18 protein-coding genes and 1 rRNA gene are annotated in these 19,683 nt (G+C 39.3%); 1 reads left to right on the top strand and 18 read right to left on the bottom strand.

The annotated features are described in order from the left end of the window. The 3 genes from H5072_RS01185 to H5072_RS01175 form a co-directional block, all read right to left on the bottom strand. Positions 1-81, bottom strand: a 16S ribosomal RNA gene (locus H5072_RS01185); the annotation flags it as partial. Between the two features lie 613 nt (positions 82-694). Next, entirely contained in the window at positions 695-2,488 is a 1,794-nt protein-coding gene (locus H5072_RS01180) for a choice-of-anchor I family protein (RefSeq protein ID WP_182692427.1), read from the bottom strand. An 83-nt stretch (positions 2,489-2,571) separates the two neighbouring features. Next, positions 2,572-3,801, bottom strand: coding sequence for an acyltransferase family protein (locus H5072_RS01175; RefSeq protein ID WP_182692426.1), 1,230 nt, complete (start codon positions 3,799-3,801; stop codon positions 2,572-2,574). A 144-nt stretch (positions 3,802-3,945) separates the two neighbouring features. On the opposite strand from H5072_RS01175, the gene H5072_RS01170 reads away from it, so the two are divergent. Then, a complete protein-coding gene (locus H5072_RS01170) occupies positions 3,946-4,788 on the top strand; it encodes a LytTR family DNA-binding domain-containing protein (RefSeq protein WP_182692425.1) in 843 nt (280 codons plus the stop codon). 28 nt (positions 4,789-4,816) lie between these two features. On the opposite strand, the gene glmU is transcribed toward H5072_RS01170, so the two are convergent. From glmU to mioC, 15 genes are all read right to left on the bottom strand, one after another. Further along, entirely contained in the window at positions 4,817-6,175 is a 1,359-nt protein-coding gene (gene glmU, locus H5072_RS01165) for a bifunctional UDP-N-acetylglucosamine diphosphorylase/glucosamine-1-phosphate N-acetyltransferase GlmU (protein ID WP_002962912.1), read from the bottom strand. 304 nt (positions 6,176-6,479) lie between these two features. Next, positions 6,480-6,902: a F0F1 ATP synthase subunit epsilon gene (locus H5072_RS01160; protein ID WP_004335277.1), complete on the bottom strand. Its 423-nt coding sequence runs from the start codon at positions 6,900-6,902 to the stop codon at positions 6,480-6,482. A gap of 13 nt (positions 6,903-6,915) precedes the next feature. Further along, positions 6,916-8,301 carry a F0F1 ATP synthase subunit beta gene (atpD, locus tag H5072_RS01155; protein ID WP_004335274.1) on the bottom strand — a complete coding sequence of 462 codons (1,386 nt, stop codon included), beginning with the start codon at positions 8,299-8,301 and terminating at the stop codon, positions 6,916-6,918. Positions 8,302-8,334: 33 nt separating this feature from the next. Beyond that, entirely contained in the window at positions 8,335-9,195 is an 861-nt protein-coding gene (gene atpG, locus H5072_RS01150) for a F0F1 ATP synthase subunit gamma (RefSeq protein WP_024597176.1), read from the bottom strand. Between the two features lie 60 nt (positions 9,196-9,255). Continuing rightward, a complete protein-coding gene (gene atpA / locus H5072_RS01145) occupies positions 9,256-10,797 on the bottom strand; it encodes a F0F1 ATP synthase subunit alpha (protein ID WP_004335270.1) in 1,542 nt (513 codons plus the stop codon). 14 nt (positions 10,798-10,811) lie between these two features. Then, positions 10,812-11,345: a F0F1 ATP synthase subunit delta gene (atpH, locus tag H5072_RS01140; protein ID WP_004335267.1), complete on the bottom strand. Its 534-nt coding sequence runs from the start codon at positions 11,343-11,345 to the stop codon at positions 10,812-10,814. Positions 11,346-11,361: 16 nt separating this feature from the next. Further along, entirely contained in the window at positions 11,362-11,832 is a 471-nt protein-coding gene (gene atpF / locus H5072_RS01135; protein ID WP_004335264.1) for a F0F1 ATP synthase subunit B, read from the bottom strand. 41 nt (positions 11,833-11,873) lie between these two features. After that, complete coding sequence (atpE, locus tag H5072_RS01130; protein ID WP_008112128.1) at positions 11,874-12,116, bottom strand: F0F1 ATP synthase subunit C; 243 nt, start codon at positions 12,114-12,116, stop codon at positions 11,874-11,876. 60 nt (positions 12,117-12,176) lie between these two features. Next, positions 12,177-13,034, bottom strand: a complete 858-nt coding sequence (gene atpB, locus H5072_RS01125) for a F0F1 ATP synthase subunit A (protein ID WP_024597178.1) — start codon at positions 13,032-13,034, stop codon at positions 12,177-12,179. A gap of 14 nt (positions 13,035-13,048) precedes the next feature. After that, positions 13,049-13,429 carry an ATP synthase subunit I gene (locus H5072_RS01120; RefSeq protein WP_004335240.1) on the bottom strand — a complete coding sequence of 127 codons (381 nt, stop codon included), beginning with the start codon at positions 13,427-13,429 and terminating at the stop codon, positions 13,049-13,051. A 142-nt stretch (positions 13,430-13,571) separates the two neighbouring features. Then, on the bottom strand, positions 13,572-14,498 hold the full coding sequence (locus tag H5072_RS01115; protein WP_039488567.1) for a ParB/RepB/Spo0J family partition protein: 927 nt from the start codon (positions 14,496-14,498) through the stop codon (positions 13,572-13,574). Between the two features lie 20 nt (positions 14,499-14,518). Further along, a complete protein-coding gene (locus H5072_RS01110) occupies positions 14,519-15,304 on the bottom strand; it encodes a ParA family protein (RefSeq protein ID WP_004335235.1) in 786 nt (261 codons plus the stop codon). A gap of 14 nt (positions 15,305-15,318) precedes the next feature. Beyond that, positions 15,319-15,939, bottom strand: a complete 621-nt coding sequence (gene rsmG, locus H5072_RS01105; RefSeq protein ID WP_004335232.1) for a 16S rRNA (guanine(527)-N(7))-methyltransferase RsmG — start codon at positions 15,937-15,939, stop codon at positions 15,319-15,321. Between the two features lie 15 nt (positions 15,940-15,954). Next, positions 15,955-17,844: a tRNA uridine-5-carboxymethylaminomethyl(34) synthesis enzyme MnmG gene (mnmG, locus tag H5072_RS01100; RefSeq protein WP_004335230.1), complete on the bottom strand. Its 1,890-nt coding sequence runs from the start codon at positions 17,842-17,844 to the stop codon at positions 15,955-15,957. A gap of 428 nt (positions 17,845-18,272) precedes the next feature. After that, entirely contained in the window at positions 18,273-18,722 is a 450-nt protein-coding gene (mioC, locus tag H5072_RS01095; protein ID WP_182692424.1) for an FMN-binding protein MioC, read from the bottom strand. Between the last annotated feature and the right edge of the window lie 961 nt (positions 18,723-19,683).

The raw sequence follows: 19,683 nt of genomic DNA, 5'->3' as shown, positions 1-19,683 counted from the left end.
TACTTTCTGTTACCGCTCGACTTGCATGTGTTAGGCCTGCCGCCAGCGTTCAATCTGAGCCATGATCAAACTCTTCAATTAAAAAGTTTTATGTCTTTCGACAGCTCAATGAATTCTGAATTTTTTAATATCTTTCGATATTGAATTGACTGTGCCGAATAATTACCGAAATAACTATTCTGTTGGTCACTCAGTTTTCAATTGAGACTCTAATTTGTTTGCCTCGCTACCTAAGTAGCTTGGCTGTTAGAACTCAATCTGTACGAGTGCCCACACAGATGATTGCTTTATATTGTTAAAGAACGTTGCGATTATAAAGTTGAACTTTATCTCGCTAGGGCTGCGCATATTACGCTTTCCTATTTTTTTGTCAACACTTAAATTTAAACTTTCTAAAAAGATTCACTCTAAGTTTTACTTAACACCCTGAGTTGTTCGTGCCTCGCTATGCGTTGCTGTTTCCCGTCTCAGTGGGGTCGCATTATAGGGAGATTCGAGCGGGGGTCAATGTTTTATTTCAGCTTTTTGACAATTAAATGAATTTAGTATGAAAGCTATACAAATAAAGGGCTACAGGATACTTTTAGTTTAAAAAACACGCACAATATAAGTATCTATTGATGAGGTATTAGTAAGGTTTAAACTAAGCTGTATGTTAAACAAACAACACACAGCTTTATTTTAAATTAAAGGTTTATTTAGATGCTATTTCCCATACGGCAATAGAGCCTGATATTTCATTTCCAACGATTAAGAGTGGGTTTCCTGTAGCACTTTGCTCAGCTGGAACGAATACCATTCCTTCAGGCGCTAAATCGCCTGTAATATTAGCGTCTTTAATTAAGCCTCTATTATAGAAGTAGTCTTCAAACTGCACATTATATGGATTGGTAATATCATAAACCATAATCCCACCCATACGCTCAAGCCCTATAAAAGCAAATGTACGATCGTCAATTTTACCAATAGTCAGCGCTTCTGGCTCTGCGCCTTTATCATCTGAGCGTGAGTCACCTTTGTTTTCATCTTCATTGTTGTTAAATGCTTCACCATGAACCGATGCAGTAATTCGACCTATATCATCGCCTGAATCAAACACCACCAGCCCATTGCTGTCCCAAATGGTAAACGAACGTGCACCATAAGCATAAAGCGATTCGTATTGACCATCATTATTAGTATCGCCTTTTATTGTTGTTACTTTTAAGCGACCAATATCGTTATCGTCGTTATTTAAGTAATCAAAATTAGCTGCAAGCGTTAAGTCTTCAACGCGGCTCTCATCTATATAAGCTAAGCAGCCGTCGTCTTTATCGTAATCAAGTCCGCCCTTTGCTATACAGTCTGCTTCATCCGTTGTATCAAAAAAGTATTCTCTTGCGTCACCTTCGTTGGCAGTAACTATAAAGTTAGCGCCTTTCCAACTAAAGCTTGAGATAGTATCGGGCTGGTACATACCATAGAGCCCTGGGTATGATTTAAAATTAACGCCGCCATCTTTATCTGAGGCATCAAGTTGTAAGCTTGACCAATCTTTAAAGCCTAAGCCCTTTAGCTCAAGGCTGTTGTCTTGTAGGTTAACTATTGCAAGTGCATTGTTTTCTTGAATAGATACATAAGCATATTTGTTATCTTTAGAAATGCTAACGTACTCGGGCTCTAAATCCATAGCTACTGTGGTATTTATCAGATTACCGTTAATAGTACGACCATTTGGGTTTGCAAAAACGACCCCTTGCCCTTCTAGTTCCGTTTGTTTGTTGTTATAGGCTTTAAAATCAATATTTATTGCTGTATCGGCTATTACATTATTTGTTATATCGATAATACTAATAGAACCTTCAGGATCTACGCTGTAGTCGCCACTTGGTTCACCTTCGTTAGCAACCACTGCCTTTGCGCCATCATGGGTGAACGTCACCATGTCTGGTAAAAATCCGACTGTAACATTTTTAATAAATACAGGTGAGTCGCCGCTTATATCGTAAAAAGCAATTTGACCTGCATCACCCGTGCTTTTAGCAGCCATTGCGACCGCTAGTAAATTATTATTTTCATCAATAGCAATGCTGTTTGCATCGCCTTGGGTATGCTCGTTTAAAGACAACGTAATAACGGACGTTAAATTTGTGGCGCTGATAACCCCTTCGTTATCTTTAACGAGTGCGGCAGTATCAAAGGTGTCGGCGGGTAAAATATTAATAACAGCGTCATCGCCTGAACTGTTAATAGCGTAAATCCATTTTTTAGATGCTTGGTAAGCAACTATTTCAGCGGCACCTTCTGGACTTTGTGCATTTAATACTCCTCTTCCTACGAGGCTAATATTTAATACTGAATTAGCATTTACACCATTTATCCCATTAATGCCATTTGCGCCTTGTTCTCCCTGTAATCCTTGAGAGCCGTTTTGGCCATCGTCACCATCAAGTGAGCAACCAGTAAGAACAGATATAAGTGACAGCGTAATAATTGATTTTTTAAACATGTGATTTTCCTTAGTATTGTATTTGCTAAATATCAACACACAGGCATGACAAGATTATGGCAATTTTAATACAGCCCCTTAGCCTAAGTAATTAGCTTATACGCTAGCGGAGTTATTAAAATTAAAGCAGCCGTATAGCCAAGTATTTTTACAGTCGGGGAATAATCTCGTTTAATTGCAACCCCTAGCAAAGGTCTAAGTACATCAATACGTGTAATACCCCATGTAATAACACCGCAAAAAGACCAAGTCCCTGTAATAATGATGAATGGTTCAGCACCAGGCCCTAAACTTAAAGGCTGTAGTAAAAAACACAAAATAATCAAAATGCTTTGATGCAATAAATAAAAGGGAAACACCCATACATTGAGCTGTTTTAAATAGTAAGTATTAAAATTTAAGAATCGGTGAGCGAGCGCAAGTACAAAAAATACACCTACAACACGTTGAATATTGTAGCTAGCGCTTAAAATAAAATGAGGAAGAGTAAACACCTTCTGATAACTTAATATTATAAGTACAAACAAAACCGCAAAACTCAAAGCTAGTAATACTAATTTTTTATTTAAGCAGTTCCAAAAGTAAGTGTTTTTGGCAAGTATGTATCCTGTGAGTAGCAGTATTAAGCCGTTAGTCTCTCTAATTGAATCGCCAGTTAAGTAATGGCTTGTAAATAGTACGGCAATAGTGAGCAAGGTAATTAAAAGCCCAAATGACATATCCCCTTTAACAAAGGTTTTTAAAGGCGTAATAAAAGGCAAGCGTGCAAAAAGAGTTAAAACAATAATGATCAGCATAAATTGCCACAACGAGCGCAAATACCATAAGTGATTTACATCCACATTCGGCCACACTCCAGACTGATAATTAATAAAAATCGTATTGTTAGTCTCTATAAAAGCTAAATAAAATTGCCAATAGCTAATATCAATAACACCTTGCTGTGACATTTCTGCAAACAGCTGTAAAGGCACTATTAACCATAACCCCACCAGCAAGGGTAACAGTAAAAAAATAGAGCGGTATAAGGTGAAATGTAACCAAGACTTAAAGCTGCGTACTTTATCAATCATAAAACGCAGTGCTACGCCCGATATAAACCAAATGAGCAACATGCGCCAAGGTGAAAACACCAACATTAAATATTCAACATACTGTGATGTATAATTACTTTTAAAATGAAATCCCCAGTTTTCACTATACAACATGCCAATGTGATAAAAAATTAGCGACGCAAATGCGATTATCCTAAGCCAATCAAGATAATATTTACGCGAATTAACTAATGAAGGTTGTTGTACTTGAGTGCTCATGCTTTTACTACTTTATGTATGTTATGCGTTATTCATACCTAAAGCTCTCGCTAAAACTATCTATAAGTGCTTATATTACAAGCAATAGTGATAAAAGGTGGTATACAGGGATAAGCGTGCCACGTCAGCAATAAGCATATATTTATGAACCTACAGCACTTTCAACGTTTTCAAAGCATTTACGCATCAGTATTACTGTGTGCTTACGTATTAATTAATAATACAGTAAACGCTACAACCCAAATAATGGAAGCCCAAAGAGAAGGAGCTTTAACTTTTTTAATGTGGGAGCCATTTGTTTGGGAGTATTCAAGTGCCTTGAGTACTTTGCTTATATTCCCTATTTTAATTTGGTTTTTAAGACACTTATCTTTTAATTGGCAAAATATTACGGCCTCATTAGGTATGTACTTTGCTGCCTCTATTATATTTAGCGTGTTACACGTTGGTATTATGGTAGGGGTTCGTAAATTCATATATTTGTTGAATGATGGGTCTTACAACTTTGGACTTAGCTGGTTTGAGCTTATTTATGAATACCAGAAAGACGCTATAAGCTTTGTGTTTTTCATCGTACTTATCAAAGTATATCAATATGTGGTGCAGCAGTTACTAGGTGAAGCCTCTTCAATTGAAGAAAGTGAGCAGCAAACAACATCGACCATAAACCGCCTATTAGTTAAAAAGCTCGGAAAAGAATTCATTATAAAAATAGAGGATGTTGATTGGCTTGAATCGTCGGGTAATTATGTAAACCTACATATAGGCTCACGTATATATCCGTTAAGGGCAACGCTTACAGCATTAAGTAAACAACTTGAAGTGCAGGGGTTTTGTAGAATTCACCGCAGCCATGGCGTAAAACTCGATAAAGTGGAGTCTATTACACCACTATCCAGTGGCGACAGTGAAATAAAATTAATTACAGGTAAAGTACTAAACCTATCTAGACGCTATAAAGAGCAATTTAAACTTCAACTAAAATAAAAAAGGCTACCTAAGTAGCCTCTAATTGTTATTTTTTAACTGGGCGTTTCCAACCCGTTAAATTACGCTGTTTAGAGCGTGCTATTGCTAATTGGTCATCTTCAACGGTACTGGTGATCACAGAGCCTGCACCAATTGTTGCAGTTGCGCCTATATTTACTGGGGCAACGAGTGATGAATTAGAGCCAATAAAAGCATTATCGCCAATAATAGTTTTTGATTTATTAACACCATCGTAGTTGCAGGTAATAGTACCAGCGCCAATATTCACTTTTTCGCCAATTTCAGCATCACCTAAATAACTTAAGTGGTTGGCTTTTGAGCCTTTGCCTAAACGGGTTTTTTTCATCTCAACAAAGTTACCAATGTGTGAGTCTTCTTCCATAACAGCGCCAGGGCGAAGGCGAGCATAAGGGCCCAGCGTACATTTAGCAGCTACGCTTGCATCTTCAATTAGGGTATTAGCCTTTATTACCACGTTATCGCCTATGGTACAGTTTTTAAGTACACAGTTAGGGCCAATTTGTACATTGTTACCAAGGGTCACATTACCTTCAAAGATAACGTTTATATCAACTAATACGTCTTCGCCTGTTTTAACATTGCCACGCACATCTATACGGGCAGGGTCGGCCAGGGTAGCGCCATTTAACATTAACTCTTCTGCTTGCCATGCTTGGTAAGCGCGCTCTAAGCCTGCAAGTTGTACGCGGTTATTTGCGCCTTCAACTTCCATTGCATGATCTGGTTGCGCTGAAGTGATCTCTACGCCTTCACTGTGAGCCATTGCAACGATATCTGTTAAGTAGTACTCGCCTTGTGCATTATTGTTAGATAAGTTACCTAACCATGTTTTTAATAGCTTACCGTTAACAGCCATAATGCCTGTATTTACTTCGTTAATAAGTAACTGCTCTGAGCTTGCATCTTTTTGCTCAACAATACCGACTAACTTACCACCAACACGAAGCATGCGACCATAGCCATTTGGGTTTACCAAATTTACCGTTAATACCGCTAAACCATTTTTAGGTGTTGCAGCTAATAAACGCTCTAGAGTTGATTGTTTTGTTAGCGGTACATCGCCGTATAAAATTAATACTGTGTCTTCATCGTTAATATGAGAGTTGGCTTGCGCTACTGCGTGGCCAGTACCGAGTTGTTCTGCTTGAAGTACCCAGTTTACATCGTTATCGGCAAGTTGTTGTTGTAATAGATCGCCGCCGTGTCCGTAAACTAAGTTTGTAGTCGTTGCACCTAATGCCATCGCATTATCAATAACGTGCTGTACCATTGGTTTACCTGCAACATTGTGCAAAACTTTAGGTAGAGCAGAGCGCATACGAGTACCTTTACCCGCAGCAAGAATAACAGTTGTTAGAGCCATTAAAACAATTTCCTTTTTCCGTTGTTTTAGCTAAATAAGTATTATGTTTGTGCAGAAGATTACGTAAATCACTTCTTGTGCAGATACTCAGTAGGTTAGTTTATTCGTACTGAATCTTGACTGAAAAACACACTTAATTGGATGACGTTATTGTAGCGAGGATTGGTGAAGGATATAAGTGATAAAGCACAGATAATAGTCTGATAGACCTGTTATTTAACAATTATAAATAAGCGATACACCATGTTTAAATTACAGACACAAAAAAGCCCACATAAAGTGGGCTTTTCAAAACCGGATAGGCTTACTTGTGACGTAATTGCTGAATTACGCGTAACTGAGCAACTGCTTCTGCCAGTCGCGTAGCCGCTTGTTGATAATCAAACTCAACAGCTGACGAATTCGCCATATGTTCTTCAGCTTCACGTTTAGCTTTTTGTACAGAATCTTCATCTAAATCTTCACCACGAACCGCAGTATCTGCAAGAATCGTGATGTGATTTGGTTGAACTTCTAATGTACCGCCAGCAACATATAACACATCTTCGTGACCATATTGCTTAACTAAACGTACCATACCAGGTTTAAGGGCAGTTAGTAGTGGAGCATGACCTAGGTTTACACCCAGCTCGCCTTCACTACCAGATACTTGAATCGATTCAACAAGACCAGAGAACAAGCTCTGCTCTGCGCTTACTACGTCAAGATGTACAGTCATAGCTGTCATACTACCCTCCTAGTTACATGCCTTTGGCTTTTTCTTGAGCTTCTTCGATAGAGCCAACCATGTAAAACGCTTGCTCTGGAAGCTCATCAAACTCGCCGTTTAAAATGCCTTTGAAGCCAGCAATTGTATCTTTCAGTGATACGTATTTACCTGACGCGCCTGTAAACACCTCTGCCACGAAGAATGGCTGAGATAGGAAACGTTGGATTTTACGTGCACGAGATACAAGTTGCTTATCTTCGTCAGAAAGCTCGTCCATACCTAGGATTGCAATGATGTCTTTAAGTTCTTTGTAACGCTGAAGAACTGTTTGAACGCCACGTGCTGTATCGTAGTGCTCTTGACCAATTACTTGTGGGTCAAGTTGACGCGAAGATGAATCAAGTGGATCTACCGCTGGGTAGATACCAAGTGATGCGATATCACGTGAAAGTACTACTGTTGCGTCTAAGTGAGCAAAGGTAGTTGCTGGAGATGGATCCGTTAAATCATCCGCAGGTACGTATACCGCTTGGATTGATGTAATTGAACCAGTCTTAGTTGAAGCGATACGCTCTTGAAGCACACCCATTTCTTCAGCAAGTGTAGGCTGGTAACCTACCGCTGACGGCATACGACCAAGAAGTGCAGATACTTCTGTACCAGCAAGTGTATAACGGTAGATATTATCTACGAAGAAAAGTACATCGCGACCTTCATCACGGAACTTTTCAGCCATAGTAAGACCTGTTAACGCTACGCGTAAACGGTTACCTGGAGGCTCGTTCATCTGACCGTATACAAGCGATACTTTATCAAGTACGTTTGAATCGTTCATCTCATGGTAGAAATCGTTACCCTCACGTGTACGCTCACCAACACCTGCGAATACTGAGTAGCCGCTGTGCTCGATTGCGATGTTACGGATAAGTTCCATCATGTTTACAGTTTTACCAACACCGGCACCACCGAATAAACCGACTTTACCACCTTTAGCAAACGGACATACAAGGTCGATAACCTTGATACCAGTTTCTAAAAGCTCAACTGAACTTGATTGCTCTTCGTATGAAGGCGCTGCACGGTGAATAGACATACGGTCTTCTTCGCCGATTGGACCCGCTTCATCGATTGGCTCACCAAGTACGTTCATGATACGACCAAGTGTTGCTTTACCAACTGGAACTTGAATCGATTCACCTGTATTCATAACTAAAGCACTACGACGTAAACCATCAGTAGTACCCATAGCGATAGTACGCACTACACCGCCACCTAGCTGTTGTTGAACTTCTAAAGTCAAACCAGCTAAATCGCCATCTGTTACTCTTAGTGCGTGGTATACCGCTGGCACGCTATCTTGTGGAAATTCAATATCCACAACGGCGCCGATAATTTGGACGACCTTACCTAAACTCATGTCTATTCCTCTCGTTAATCTTTACCCGAAGCATTAAACTGCTGCTGAGCCAGAACAAATCTCACTAATTTCTTGTGTGATTGCTGCTTGGCGAGCCTTGTTATAAACAAGCTGTAGCTCGTCCATAAGGTCACCTGCGTTATCAGTTGCAGCTTTCATTGCAACCATACGAGCAGCCTGTTCTGAGGCAGCATTTTCTACCACACCTTGGTATGCTTGAGACTCAATAAAGCGTACTAACAAAGACTCTAAAATAGCCTCTGGGTTTGGCTCGTATAAGTAATCCCATGTGTGAGCAGATACTTCTTCTTCAGCTTTTGGCAAAGGGAGTAACTGATCTATAATTGGCTCTTGCTTCATGGTATTAACGAATTTGTTATATACCAAGAATAAACGGTCTATTTTGCCTTCAGAAAATGCATCAAGCATAATTTTTACAGGACCAATAACGTCTTGTACTGAAGGTTTATCTCCTAGGCCCGCTTTTTTAGCGAGTAGTTGACCACCAAAACGTTGAAAGAAGCCTGCTGCCTTACTACCTAAAGTAGCAAATTCAGCATCAACACCTTTCTCTTTCCACGCTTTAACATCAAGTGCAACTTTCTTAAACTCGTTTGAGTTCAAACCGCCACACAGACCACGGTCTGTAGAGATAACAATATAACCAACTCGTTTCACTTCACGTTCTTTTAAGAACGGGTGAGTAAAATCAAGATTTGCTTGAGCAACACGACCAATTACTTCACGTAATTTATTAGCGTATGGACGGCTTGAAGCAACGCGTTCTTGCGCCCTTTTCATTTTAGACGCAGCAACCATTTCCATTGCGCTAGTGATCTTTTGAGTATTTTTAATACTCCCGATCTTGCTTTTAATCTCTTTTCCGCTGGCCATGACTCTCTCTCCGAATCAAGGTGTGCTTTAGTTTCCTAAAGCGCACCATTAATAACTAAATTACCAAGTTTGCGTAGACTTGAACTTCGTAAGAAGTTCTTTAAGCTGCGCTTCGATCTCGGCATTCAAGTTACCAGTTTCATTGATTTGAGCCACAAGCTCTGCGTATGTGCTAGTTGCATAAGAAAGTAAAGCTGCTTCAAAGTCACCGATTTTCGCGATTTCGATGTCTTGAAGGAAGCCTTTTTCAGCAGCAAATAACGACAAAGACATTTCAGCAACAGACATTGGCGCGTACTGTTTCTGCTTCATTAGCTCTGTTACACGCTCACCATGCTCAAGTTGAGCACGAGTTGCATCATCAAGGTCAGACGCGAACTGCGAGAACGCAGCTAATTCACGGTACTGAGCTAGGGCTAGACGAATACCGCCACCTAGTTTCTTAACGATTTTAGTTTGTGCAGCACCACCAACACGCGATACCGAGATACCAGCATTTACTGCCGGACGGATACCTGAGTTGAATAAGTCAGTTTCTAAGAAGATCTGACCATCGGTGATAGAGATAACGTTAGTCGGTACGAACGCAGAAACGTCGCCGCCTTGAGTTTCAATGATTGGCAATGCCGTCAATGAACCAGTTTTACCTTTCACTTCACCATTAGTGAACTTTTCAACGTAATCTGCGTTTACACGCGATGCACGCTCTAAAAGACGAGAGTGAAGGTAGAATACGTCACCTGGGTATGCTTCACGGCCTGGTGGACGCTTAAGTAGTAATGAAATTTGACGGTAAGCAACTGCTTGCTTAGACAAATCATCATATACGATTAATGCGTTTTCACCACGGTCACGGAAGTATTCACCCATAGTACAGCCCGCGAACGGTGCTAAGTACTGAAGTGCCGCAGATTCAGAAGCAGATGCAACAACTACGATAGTATTTGCTAGTGCACCATGCTCTTCTAATTTACGAACTACGTTTGCAATAGTAGATGCTTTTTGACCAATCGCAACGTACACACACTTAACGCCTGTGTCTTTTTGATTGATGATTGCATCGATTGCTAGTGCAGTTTTACCTGTTTGACGGTCACCTATGATAAGTTCACGTTGACCACGACCAACTGGAATCATCGCATCGATAGATTTATAACCAGTTTGAACTGGCTCATCTACTGATTTACGCTCGATTACACCTGGTGCAATTTTTTCTACAGGTTCAAACCCGTCGTTATCTAAAGCGCCTTTACCATCGATTGGAGCACCTAGTGTGTTTACAACACGACCAAGTAGACCAGGACCAACAGGAACTTCTAAAATACGACCAGTTGTATATACTTTTACGCCTTCAGTAAGGTCAGCGTACGGACCCATTACTACTGCACCAATTGAGTCGCGCTCAAGGTTTAGTGCGATAGCATAACGGCTGCCAGGAAGCTCAATCATTTCACCTTGCATACAGTCAGCAAGACCGTGGATGCGGATGATACCGTCAGTAACAGATACAATAGTACCTTCGTTACGAGCTTCACTTACAACTTCGAACTTCTCAATACGTTGTTTGATCAGATCTGAAATTTCAGTGGAATTAAGTTGCATGCTCTTTTTCCCAATTACGATTGTAGTGTTGTAGCTAAGCGGCTTAATTTACCGCGAATAGTACCGTCGATTACAGTGTCGCCAGACCTAATAATAAGTCCACCAACCACTGACGCGTCTTCACTACAATTCAGCTTAACTTTGCGTGCGAAACGTTTTTCAAGTGCCGCTACCAATGACTCTTGTTGCGCAGCAACAAGAGGAGTTGCAGAAATCACATCTACTTCGATTTCTTTATCGTATTCTGCTTTAAATTCAGCAAATAACTCAGCAACGTCAGGTAGAGCTGTCAAACGTCCATTTTCAGCCATCACCTTAACTAGGTTCTGACCTTGTTCGTTGAGCTGCTCAGCACAAAGTTGAATAAATAATTCAGCTTGTGCAGTAGCTGTAGGCATACCTGCTAAAGCAGATGATGCTTGTTCATTGCTGGCGACGTGGCCTGCAAAGAACAACATATCATTCCAGCTTTCTAGAGTGCCTTTCTCAACGGCAAGTTCAAAAGCCGCTTTAGCGTATGGGCGAGCGATAGTAGTCAAATTAGACATGCTCATACCCTCCTAATTACAGCTCAGCGACAAGTTTTTCAACGATGTCACTATGTGCGGCTTGATTAATTTCACGCTCTAAAATACGTTCTGCACCAATCACTGCCAGAGTTGCTACTTGCTTACGTAGCTCTTCTGTTATGCGATTACGTTCAGACTCAACTTCAGAGTGCCCTTGAGCAATGATACTTTCACGCTCTTGCTGACCACGAAGTGTTTCTTCGTCAACAATTAGCACTGCACGCTTTTTAGCTTGATCAATGATATCAGCCGCTTGAGCTTTTGCATCTTTAAGCTGTTCAGCAGCTTTCTTTTGCGCAAGTTCTAAGTCTTTTTCGGCTCTATCAGAGGCAGCTAAACCATCTTCGATTTTTTTCTGGCGAGCTTCAATTGCACCGTTTAGTGGTGGCCATACGTATTTCATACAAAATAATACGAACACCGTAAACGCAATCAATTCACCGATAAGAGTGGCGTTTAAATTCACAACCGCTCCTCCTTAAATAGTAAGCTGTTCAAAAAATAAAATTAAAGTACGAACAACAATACCATAGCGATACCAACACCAATCATTGCTACAGCATCGATTAGACCAGCAAGAATAAACATCTTAACTTGTAGCGAAGGTGCAAGCTCAGGTTGACGCGCACATGCTTCAAGGAATTTACCGCCCATGTTACCAAAACCGATTGCAGTGCCGATTGCACCAAAACCGATTAGTAAAGCTACTGCGATGTATTTTAAGCCGTTTAATAATTCTAAAGCTTCCATTTATTTCTCCAAAGTTTCAATTGTAAAGTTAAAAGTAAAAGTAAAATTGTAAATATAAAATTAGTGATTATCTGAGCTAGCCATGCTTAGGTATACGATTGTTAGCATCATAAATACGAATGCTTGCAATACAATTACTAAGATGTGGAATACAGCCCAAACAAAATGCAATGGTAATTGCATAAATCCGATAGCGCCGATCAAGATGAAAATCAATTCACCTGCATATAAGTTACCAAACAGACGTAGCGCTAATGAAAACGGTTTAGAAACCAGCGCAATCAGTTCAAGTAATAGGTTAAACGGGATTAAAAGGATTTGTAGTGCAGTATTATTTGAACTAAACGGGTGAAGTGTTAATTCTTTAATAAAACCACCAATGCCTTTTATTTTAATTGAGTAGCCTATCATTAAAATAAATACACCCAGCGCTAGCGCTGCAGTCATATTAATGTCAGTCGTTGGTACAATTTTCATGTACACATCGTGTGAATCCATACCAAACGCAGTTTCACCAACAAAACCAGCTAATGCAGGTAAAAAGTCAACCGGAATTAAATCCATTAAGTTCATTAAAAATATCCAAACGAATATTGTTAATGCTAATGGTGCAATAAGCTTGCTTTTACCATGGAAAGTATCACGTACGTTGTCACCAACAAACTCTACTACCATTTCAATGAAACATTGAAATTTTCCAGGTACACCTAGTGTTGATTTTTTAGCGGCACTACGAAAGATCCATAAAAATATAAGACCTAAACCGATAGACCATGCGAGGGTATCTATATGCCATGTCCAGAAACCACTATCCGTACATGCTTTATTGAAGGCGAGACCTGTATCGGTCGAACACATCTTAGCATTGGTCAAATGGTGCTGGATATGGCCAGATAGAGTAACTTCTTCTGCTGCCATGTTATATCCCAAAGTTAATGTTTAAAAAAAACGGGTGCAAACAATCCAGTAAAGAGCGCCAGTATATAAGTACTAAAAAAGGGTAATAAAATTACCGGAAAATGCTTCAGTACTAGCGCAAACAATACAATTGTTAGCATAAATTTTAATCCGTTGCCGCGTTTCAACGAGGCATACGCTTGATTTGCTCGACTTGCACCCATATGTCTGAATGCATAAAGACCAAATACAAAGTGCGGAAGTACTGCGACAACTCCACCAGCGAGTGATGAAAGCGCGGCATTGACTCCCGAACTAAAACAAATAATTACAGCAGCAACTAATGCTACAACACCCTGAAGGCAAATTAACTTTAATACGGCAAGTCGATATGGACTCGCTAACTTATCAGTCACGTTTAGTTAACCTTTATTGCGTTCTAATTGTTAGGGTGTGAAAACTGGCGAAATTATACTTAATCCTGCCAGTTTTGCAACTTGAGTAGACGCTTTGTAACACGAAATAGCTACAAATGTCCCTTTTTAGACATGTAGAAAACTAATGGTGGGTATTGTCTTGATTAATGCGATTTAAAATGCCGTCAAGTTCGTCCAAATTAGTATAAGAAATAACAAGCTTACCTTTGCCTTTTTTGTTGTAATTTATTTCTACTTTGGCACCTAGGTTTTCAGCGAGTTGTTGCTCTAACTGTTTAACGTCTGGATCTTTTTCAGCTATTTCTTTAGCTGGCACGGGTTCTAAAATTGAACGAACTAACTTTTCGGTTTCACGAACGGTTAATGCTTTAGCAACAGCTAAACGAGCAGCATCTGATTGTGCTTCTCCCTCCAGGGCTAATAAACAACGAGCGTGCCCCATTTCAATGTCGCCATGTTCTAACAGAATTTTTACATCACTGTTTAAATTATTTAAACGAAGTAAGTTAGTTACTGTAGTGCGTGATTTACCCACCGCATCTGCTACTTGTTGATGTGTTAGTTCAAACTCATTGAGTAAGCGATTTAACGCAACCGCTTCTTCCATGGCATTTAAGTCTTCACGTTGAATATTTTCTATTAGCGCAATAGCAACTGCAGCTTCATCTGGTACGTCTTTAATAATACAAGGTACTGTTTCAAGCTTAGCTATTTGCGCTGCACGCCAACGACGCTCACCGGCGATAATTTCAAAACTATTTTGTGCAATAGGGCGCACGACTATAGGTTGAATAATACCTTGTGAGCGAATAGAACTAGCAAGCTCTTCTAGTGCCTCTTCGGACATGTCTTTACGAGGTTGATATTTACCAGAGTGTAAAAACTCGATTGGGAGTTTTTGTAATTCACTGTTATTTGGCCCAGCCGCATTTTTTACAGCTTCAGTCACGTTTGATGTGTCTTGTTCCTTGCTTGCGCTCGGTGTAGGCTTTGACGAACTTAAAAGTGCATCGAGTCCTCGGCCTAAACCTCGTTTTTTAGCAGACATATTATTTTTTTACCTCAAAGTTAGGCGACAACGGACGCTGTTTTTTCTTTTCTACGTAACATTTCACCAGCGAGTGCTAAATATGCTTTAGCGCCACTTGATGCCCGGTCATAATACATAGCAGGTGTACCAAAACTAGGTGCCTCTGCTAAACGAACATTACGCGGGATCACCGTACGGTATACTTTGTCGCCAAAATGTTGTTTTAATTGTTCTGATACGTCATTCGCTAAACGGTTACGCGGATCGTACATAGTACGAAGTATGCCTTCAATTTGTAAGCTAGGGTTTACTAACTTAGCAAGCTGCGTAATCGTATCCATTAATGCGGTTAACCCTTCAAGTGCATAATACTCACACTGCATTGGCACTAAAATAGAATCAGCTGCGGCCATTGCGTTAACAGTTAACATATTTAAAGAGGGTGGACAGTCGATAAAAATAAATTCGTACTGATCCTGAATTTTTTCAAGTGCGTTACGTAAGCGCACTTCACGGGCAAATAATTCCATAAGTTTAACTTCTGCAGCGGTTACATCACCATTTGCAGCAATCATATGGTACTCGCCAGACGTTTCTTTGATAATAACGTCTTCTATAGGTTTATCTTCAATGAGTAAGTCGTAAATAGTTGGTACGTCGCCGTACTTATCTACGCCACTTCCCATAGTCGCATTGCCTTGCGGATCGAGATCAATTAACAGCACTTTACGTTTCGTTGCAGCCATAGACGCAGCGAGGTTAACAGCGGTTGTAGTTTTACCCACTCCACCTTTTTGATTTGCTAATGCGATGACTTTTGCCACAGTGTCTCTGATCCCTAGTCTTTAGAAAGAATAATTAAATGTCGTTGTGCATCTAACTTAGGTACTTCTAATGCAATTTTTTGCTCAAACTTAACGCCAGTAGGTAATGACTCTAGCTCTTCACTAGGGAACACACCTTTAAGCGCTATAAATTTACCCGAATGATCAATTAAGTGCGAACACCAGTCAACCATATCTTGTAATGAAGCAAATGCACGACTGAGTACGCCATCTAATTTAACACTTGGCTGATATTCTTCAACTCTTGACTGAACAGGTGTTACGTTATCAAGGCCAAGCTCATGTTTAACATGCATTAAAAAGCGAACGCGTTTACCTAGACTATCTAGTAACACAAATTGTGTGTTAGGTAATGCAATCGCTAATACAATGCCTGGAAGGCCAGGCCCTGTGCCAACATCAATATAATGATGACCGGGTAAGTGAGGTGCAACAACTAAACTATCCATAATATGCTTAATCATCATTTCTTCAGGTAAGCGTACCGAAGTTAAATTATAAGCTTTATTCCACTTATCTAATAACTCGACGTAACGAACTAGCTGTTGCTGTTGTTTTTCCGTTAGCGCAATATCAGTTTGCGCTAACAATGTAGTTAATTGTTGCTGTAACACTATGTACCCTTATCGTTACGCAGATTTGCGTAATAAGCCTTGCTTCTTCAGATACACTAATAATAGCGAAATCGCCGCTGGGGTGATACCAGAAATACGCGATGCTTGGCCAATAGTGTCTGGACGTGACTCAATAAGCTTAGCAACAACCTCATTTGATAAACCTGATACAGTTTTGTAATCAAACTCTTTTGGTAAAATTGTTTGCTCATGACGAAGCTGCTTATTGATCTCATCTTGTTGACGCGCAATATAGCCTGCATACTTAGTATGGATCTCAACTTGTTCAAGTGCTGCTACGTTTGTAAATTCAGATCCTAAACCGTCAATAGCCATAAGATCGTTATAACGAATCTCTGGACGACGAAGTAATTCTTCTAAACTTGCTTCACGAGTTAATGGTGTTTTTAGTAATGCATTTACTTGATCAACAACAACGTGATCTTTATGAATCCACGTATCTTTAATGCGTTGTTTTTCTTTCTCAATTACTTCCATTTTTTCGTTAAATGCCTGCCAACGTTCGTCATTAACTAAACCCAGCTCACGGCCTTTTTCAGTTAAGCGAATATCTGCATTATCTTCACGAAGTAGTAAACGGTATTCGGCACGGCTAGTAAACATGCGGTACGGTTCTTTCGTACCCAGTGTTGCTAAGTCGTCGATTAATACACCCACGTAAGCTTCATCGCGACGTGGTGTCCAAGAATCTTTACCTTGCACTTTTAACGCAGCATTCATACCTGCAATTAAGCCTTGTGCACCCGCTTCTTCATAACCGGTAGTGCCGTTAATTTGACCCGCGAAAAATAAGCCTTCAATAAATTTTGTTTCTAAAGACTGTTTTAAGTCGCGTGGATCAAAGTAGTCATATTCTATTGCATAGCCTGGTCGACAAATATGTGCATTTTCAAAACCAGAAATAGATTGCACAATCTCAAGTTGTACATCAAACGGTAAACTAGTAGAAATACCATTTGGATATAATTCGTATGATGTTAAGCCTTCAGGTTCAACAAATATTTGGTGCTTATCTTTATCCGCAAAACGTACAATTTTATCTTCAATTGATGGGCAGTAGCGTGGACCAATACCTTCAATAACACCTGAGTACATAGGTGAGCGATGTAGGTTTTTACGAATAACATCATGTGTTTTTTCGTTGGTGTAAGTGATGTAACACGGTATTTGTTGTGGGTGATCTGATTGTTTACCCATAAATGAAAATACAGGTGTTGGCATATCACCAGGCTGTGCTTCCATTTTTGTAAAATCAACAGTACGTGCATCAATACGTGGCGGAGTACCTGTTTTTAAGCGATCCACTCTAAAAGGGTGTTCGCGTAAACGTTCAGCCAATGCAATTGATGGTGGATCACCAGCACGACCGCCTTTGTAATTTTCTAAACCAATGTGTATTTGGCCACCTAAAAAAGTACCCACGGTTAAAACAACACTTGGAGCACTAAAACGTAAACCCATTTGAGTTACTACGCCAGTAACACGATCGTTTTCAACAATAAGATCATCACATGATTGTTGAAAAATCTTAAGGTTATCTTGATTTTGTAATGTTGTTTGAATAGCTGCTTTGTACAAAGCGCGATCTGCTTGTGCTCGAGTTGCACGAACAGCAGGTCCTTTTGAAGAGTTTAGTGTGCGAAATTGGATCCCGCCTTTGTCAATGGCCTGTGCCATTGCACCGCCAAGCGCATCAATTTCTTTTACCAAATGACCTTTGCCAATCCCACCAATCGCTGGGTTACAAGACATTTGACCAAGGGTATCCATATTGTGAGTCAGTAGCAGGGTATTCATCCCCATACGGGCAGCTGCTAATGCGGCTTCAGTGCCAGCATGTCCACCACCTACTACGATAACGTCAAAATTTTCGTGAAAAATCATTAATGGGATCCTACTTAAATCAAACCGGTAAACTTCAAAAGGGAGCGTATTCTACCTAGAAATTGGCAGAAGATAAATGATTAAACAAAGAGCAAGATCTAAGTATGTGATCTCTAATAATATAAAGGATCTTTTAAAGAGATCTTTTATTACTATTACTACTACTGATCAGCTTTTCTGTTGATAAGGTTTAGATCTTCATTTAAAACATGAAATTAGATCAGATCTAAAGGTGTTAATATGATCGGATCATCCAGCAAATAAGCTCTGATCAAAAAGGCACCTTATGCACAGGGCTGAATCAGTTGGATCTTATCCCATGGATAAGCATGCTTTAAAAAGCAGTTTATTCAATCTTTATCCACAAAATCTATTAAATTATTAGTAAATTGTGGGTAACTTTATATATAACTTTTTACTTGATCTATCTATTTTAAGCCTGTTTTGGTTATCCAAGAGTCTAACCATGCTAATGCTGTGTCTTCTGGTAGTGCTTCATCGAGAATATTAAGCTCTAAGCGTTCTGCTACTTTTATAGCGCCTTTTTGAGATAATAAGGCATCTATATTACGTCCAGCTTGGTTGTAAGTGTCATAACTGGTATCACCTAAAGCGATTACTGAGTATTTTAATTCTGATAAATCATTAGCTTGAGTCACATCTTCAACAAAGCTAATAAAGTTTTCAGGATAATCACCTGCACCATAAGTAGATGTGCAAATTAACCAAATGGTATTTTGCTGATCAATATCGCTAAATTCAGGTTGATCATGTAGTTGTGTAGTAATACCAAGGCTATTAAGCGCGTCGCTTAGTTGCTCTGCAACATACTCGGCTGATCCCATTTGGCTGCCAACAATAAGATTTACTGAACTCATGAATATTAGTGATCACATTGGTTTTAATTGCTGCCTATGATAACTGAGTGTGAGTAACAGTAAAGTTAAGAGTACTTTTTTGTATAACTATTTTTGTGCTAATTTTACTCTTATTTGAAAGCGCCTCCTTAAGTTGTTGATATTATAAGGCTTAACAAAATATCTTTAAATGTAATCTTCTGATCAAGTTGTTGATAACAGTGGGGAAAGCTCTGTTTAAACACACCTTTTAGGTTGTTTAATAATCGCTAAGTTATTGATATTACTATTTAGTGAAAGACTTAATTGTAAATCTAGGCATAAAAAGCACAAGGTGATCATAATGTGGATATAAAGGTTGTTGATAACCTTAAATTTAGATCGAAAATAATTTTATTAAATGATCTAATTGGGCTGATCTAACGAAATTAATTAAAAATAAGCTTATAAACAGATAATATTTAATAGATCATTAGATTTTTTCGAGTGTGGTAGCTCAATTTACTATTTATTAGAGCTAAAAATTAGGATTTGTGGATAAGTGATCTCAATATATTTAATTTAATGCGTATTTATAGCTGCTTTTTTTATGTATTTTGCTGGTGGATTAGGAGATCAAAAGTTTGATGCACTCAAATCTCGAGTCATTTTTATTAAAAAGCCGCAGTGATCGTCTGTCCATATGTTGTATAAAGTTGATTATTTAGAGTGTTTATTGTCACGTTTTAGCTCTTAAATTGAGCAAATAACATTAGTTTTTATGAGCTAGGTAATTATAAAAAAGCTATTTATAACTAACTTTTGTGTGGAGGATAACGATTTTAAAACGTATTTTTGTTTGAAATATGTATCGGTTTTGACCTTAAAATGGGTGTTACTTGCGCTATTAATCCCTTACTTAAAGGCTCTTTCTACAATCTAATCTACATAATCTAGCTGGTAATAATTATCGCTTTGGGTATGATTTTATTGGCAGAACTGG

The organism is Pseudoalteromonas sp. SR45-5, from assembly GCF_014163565.1.
Taxonomy (GTDB): domain Bacteria; phylum Pseudomonadota; class Gammaproteobacteria; order Enterobacterales; family Alteromonadaceae; genus Pseudoalteromonas; species Pseudoalteromonas distincta.
The sequence above is the reverse complement of the archived record's forward strand: the minus strand, read 5'-3'. Positions and strand labels throughout refer to the sequence as shown.

Bases quoted from the DNA above. Each gene is read 5' to 3' on its own strand.
- H5072_RS01180 (WP_182692427.1), bottom strand. From the start codon at position 2,488: ATGTTTAAAAAATCAATTATTACGCTGTCACTTATATCTGTTCTTACT.
- H5072_RS01175 (WP_182692426.1), bottom strand. From the start codon at position 3,801: ATGAGCACTCAAGTACAACAACCTTCATTAGTTAATTCGCGTAAATAT.
- H5072_RS01170 (WP_182692425.1), top strand. From the start codon at position 3,946: ATGAACCTACAGCACTTTCAACGTTTTCAAAGCATTTACGCATCAGTA.
- glmU (WP_002962912.1), bottom strand. From the start codon at position 6,175: ATGGCTCTAACAACTGTTATTCTTGCTGCGGGTAAAGGTACTCGTATG.
- H5072_RS01160 (WP_004335277.1), bottom strand. From the start codon at position 6,902: ATGACAGCTATGACTGTACATCTTGACGTAGTAAGCGCAGAGCAGAGC.
- atpD (WP_004335274.1), bottom strand. From the start codon at position 8,301: ATGAGTTTAGGTAAGGTCGTCCAAATTATCGGCGCCGTTGTGGATATT.
- atpG (WP_024597176.1), bottom strand. From the start codon at position 9,195: ATGGCCAGCGGAAAAGAGATTAAAAGCAAGATCGGGAGTATTAAAAAT.
- atpA (WP_004335270.1), bottom strand. From the start codon at position 10,797: ATGCAACTTAATTCCACTGAAATTTCAGATCTGATCAAACAACGTATT.
- atpH (WP_004335267.1), bottom strand. From the start codon at position 11,345: ATGTCTAATTTGACTACTATCGCTCGCCCATACGCTAAAGCGGCTTTT.
- atpE (WP_008112128.1), bottom strand. From the start codon at position 12,116: ATGGAAGCTTTAGAATTATTAAACGGCTTAAAATACATCGCAGTAGCT.
- atpB (WP_024597178.1), bottom strand. From the start codon at position 13,034: ATGGCAGCAGAAGAAGTTACTCTATCTGGCCATATCCAGCACCATTTG.
- H5072_RS01115 (WP_039488567.1), bottom strand. From the start codon at position 14,498: ATGTCTGCTAAAAAACGAGGTTTAGGCCGAGGACTCGATGCACTTTTA.
- mnmG (WP_004335230.1), bottom strand. From the start codon at position 17,844: ATGATTTTTCACGAAAATTTTGACGTTATCGTAGTAGGTGGTGGACAT.
- mioC (WP_182692424.1), bottom strand. From the start codon at position 18,722: ATGAGTTCAGTAAATCTTATTGTTGGCAGCCAAATGGGATCAGCCGAG.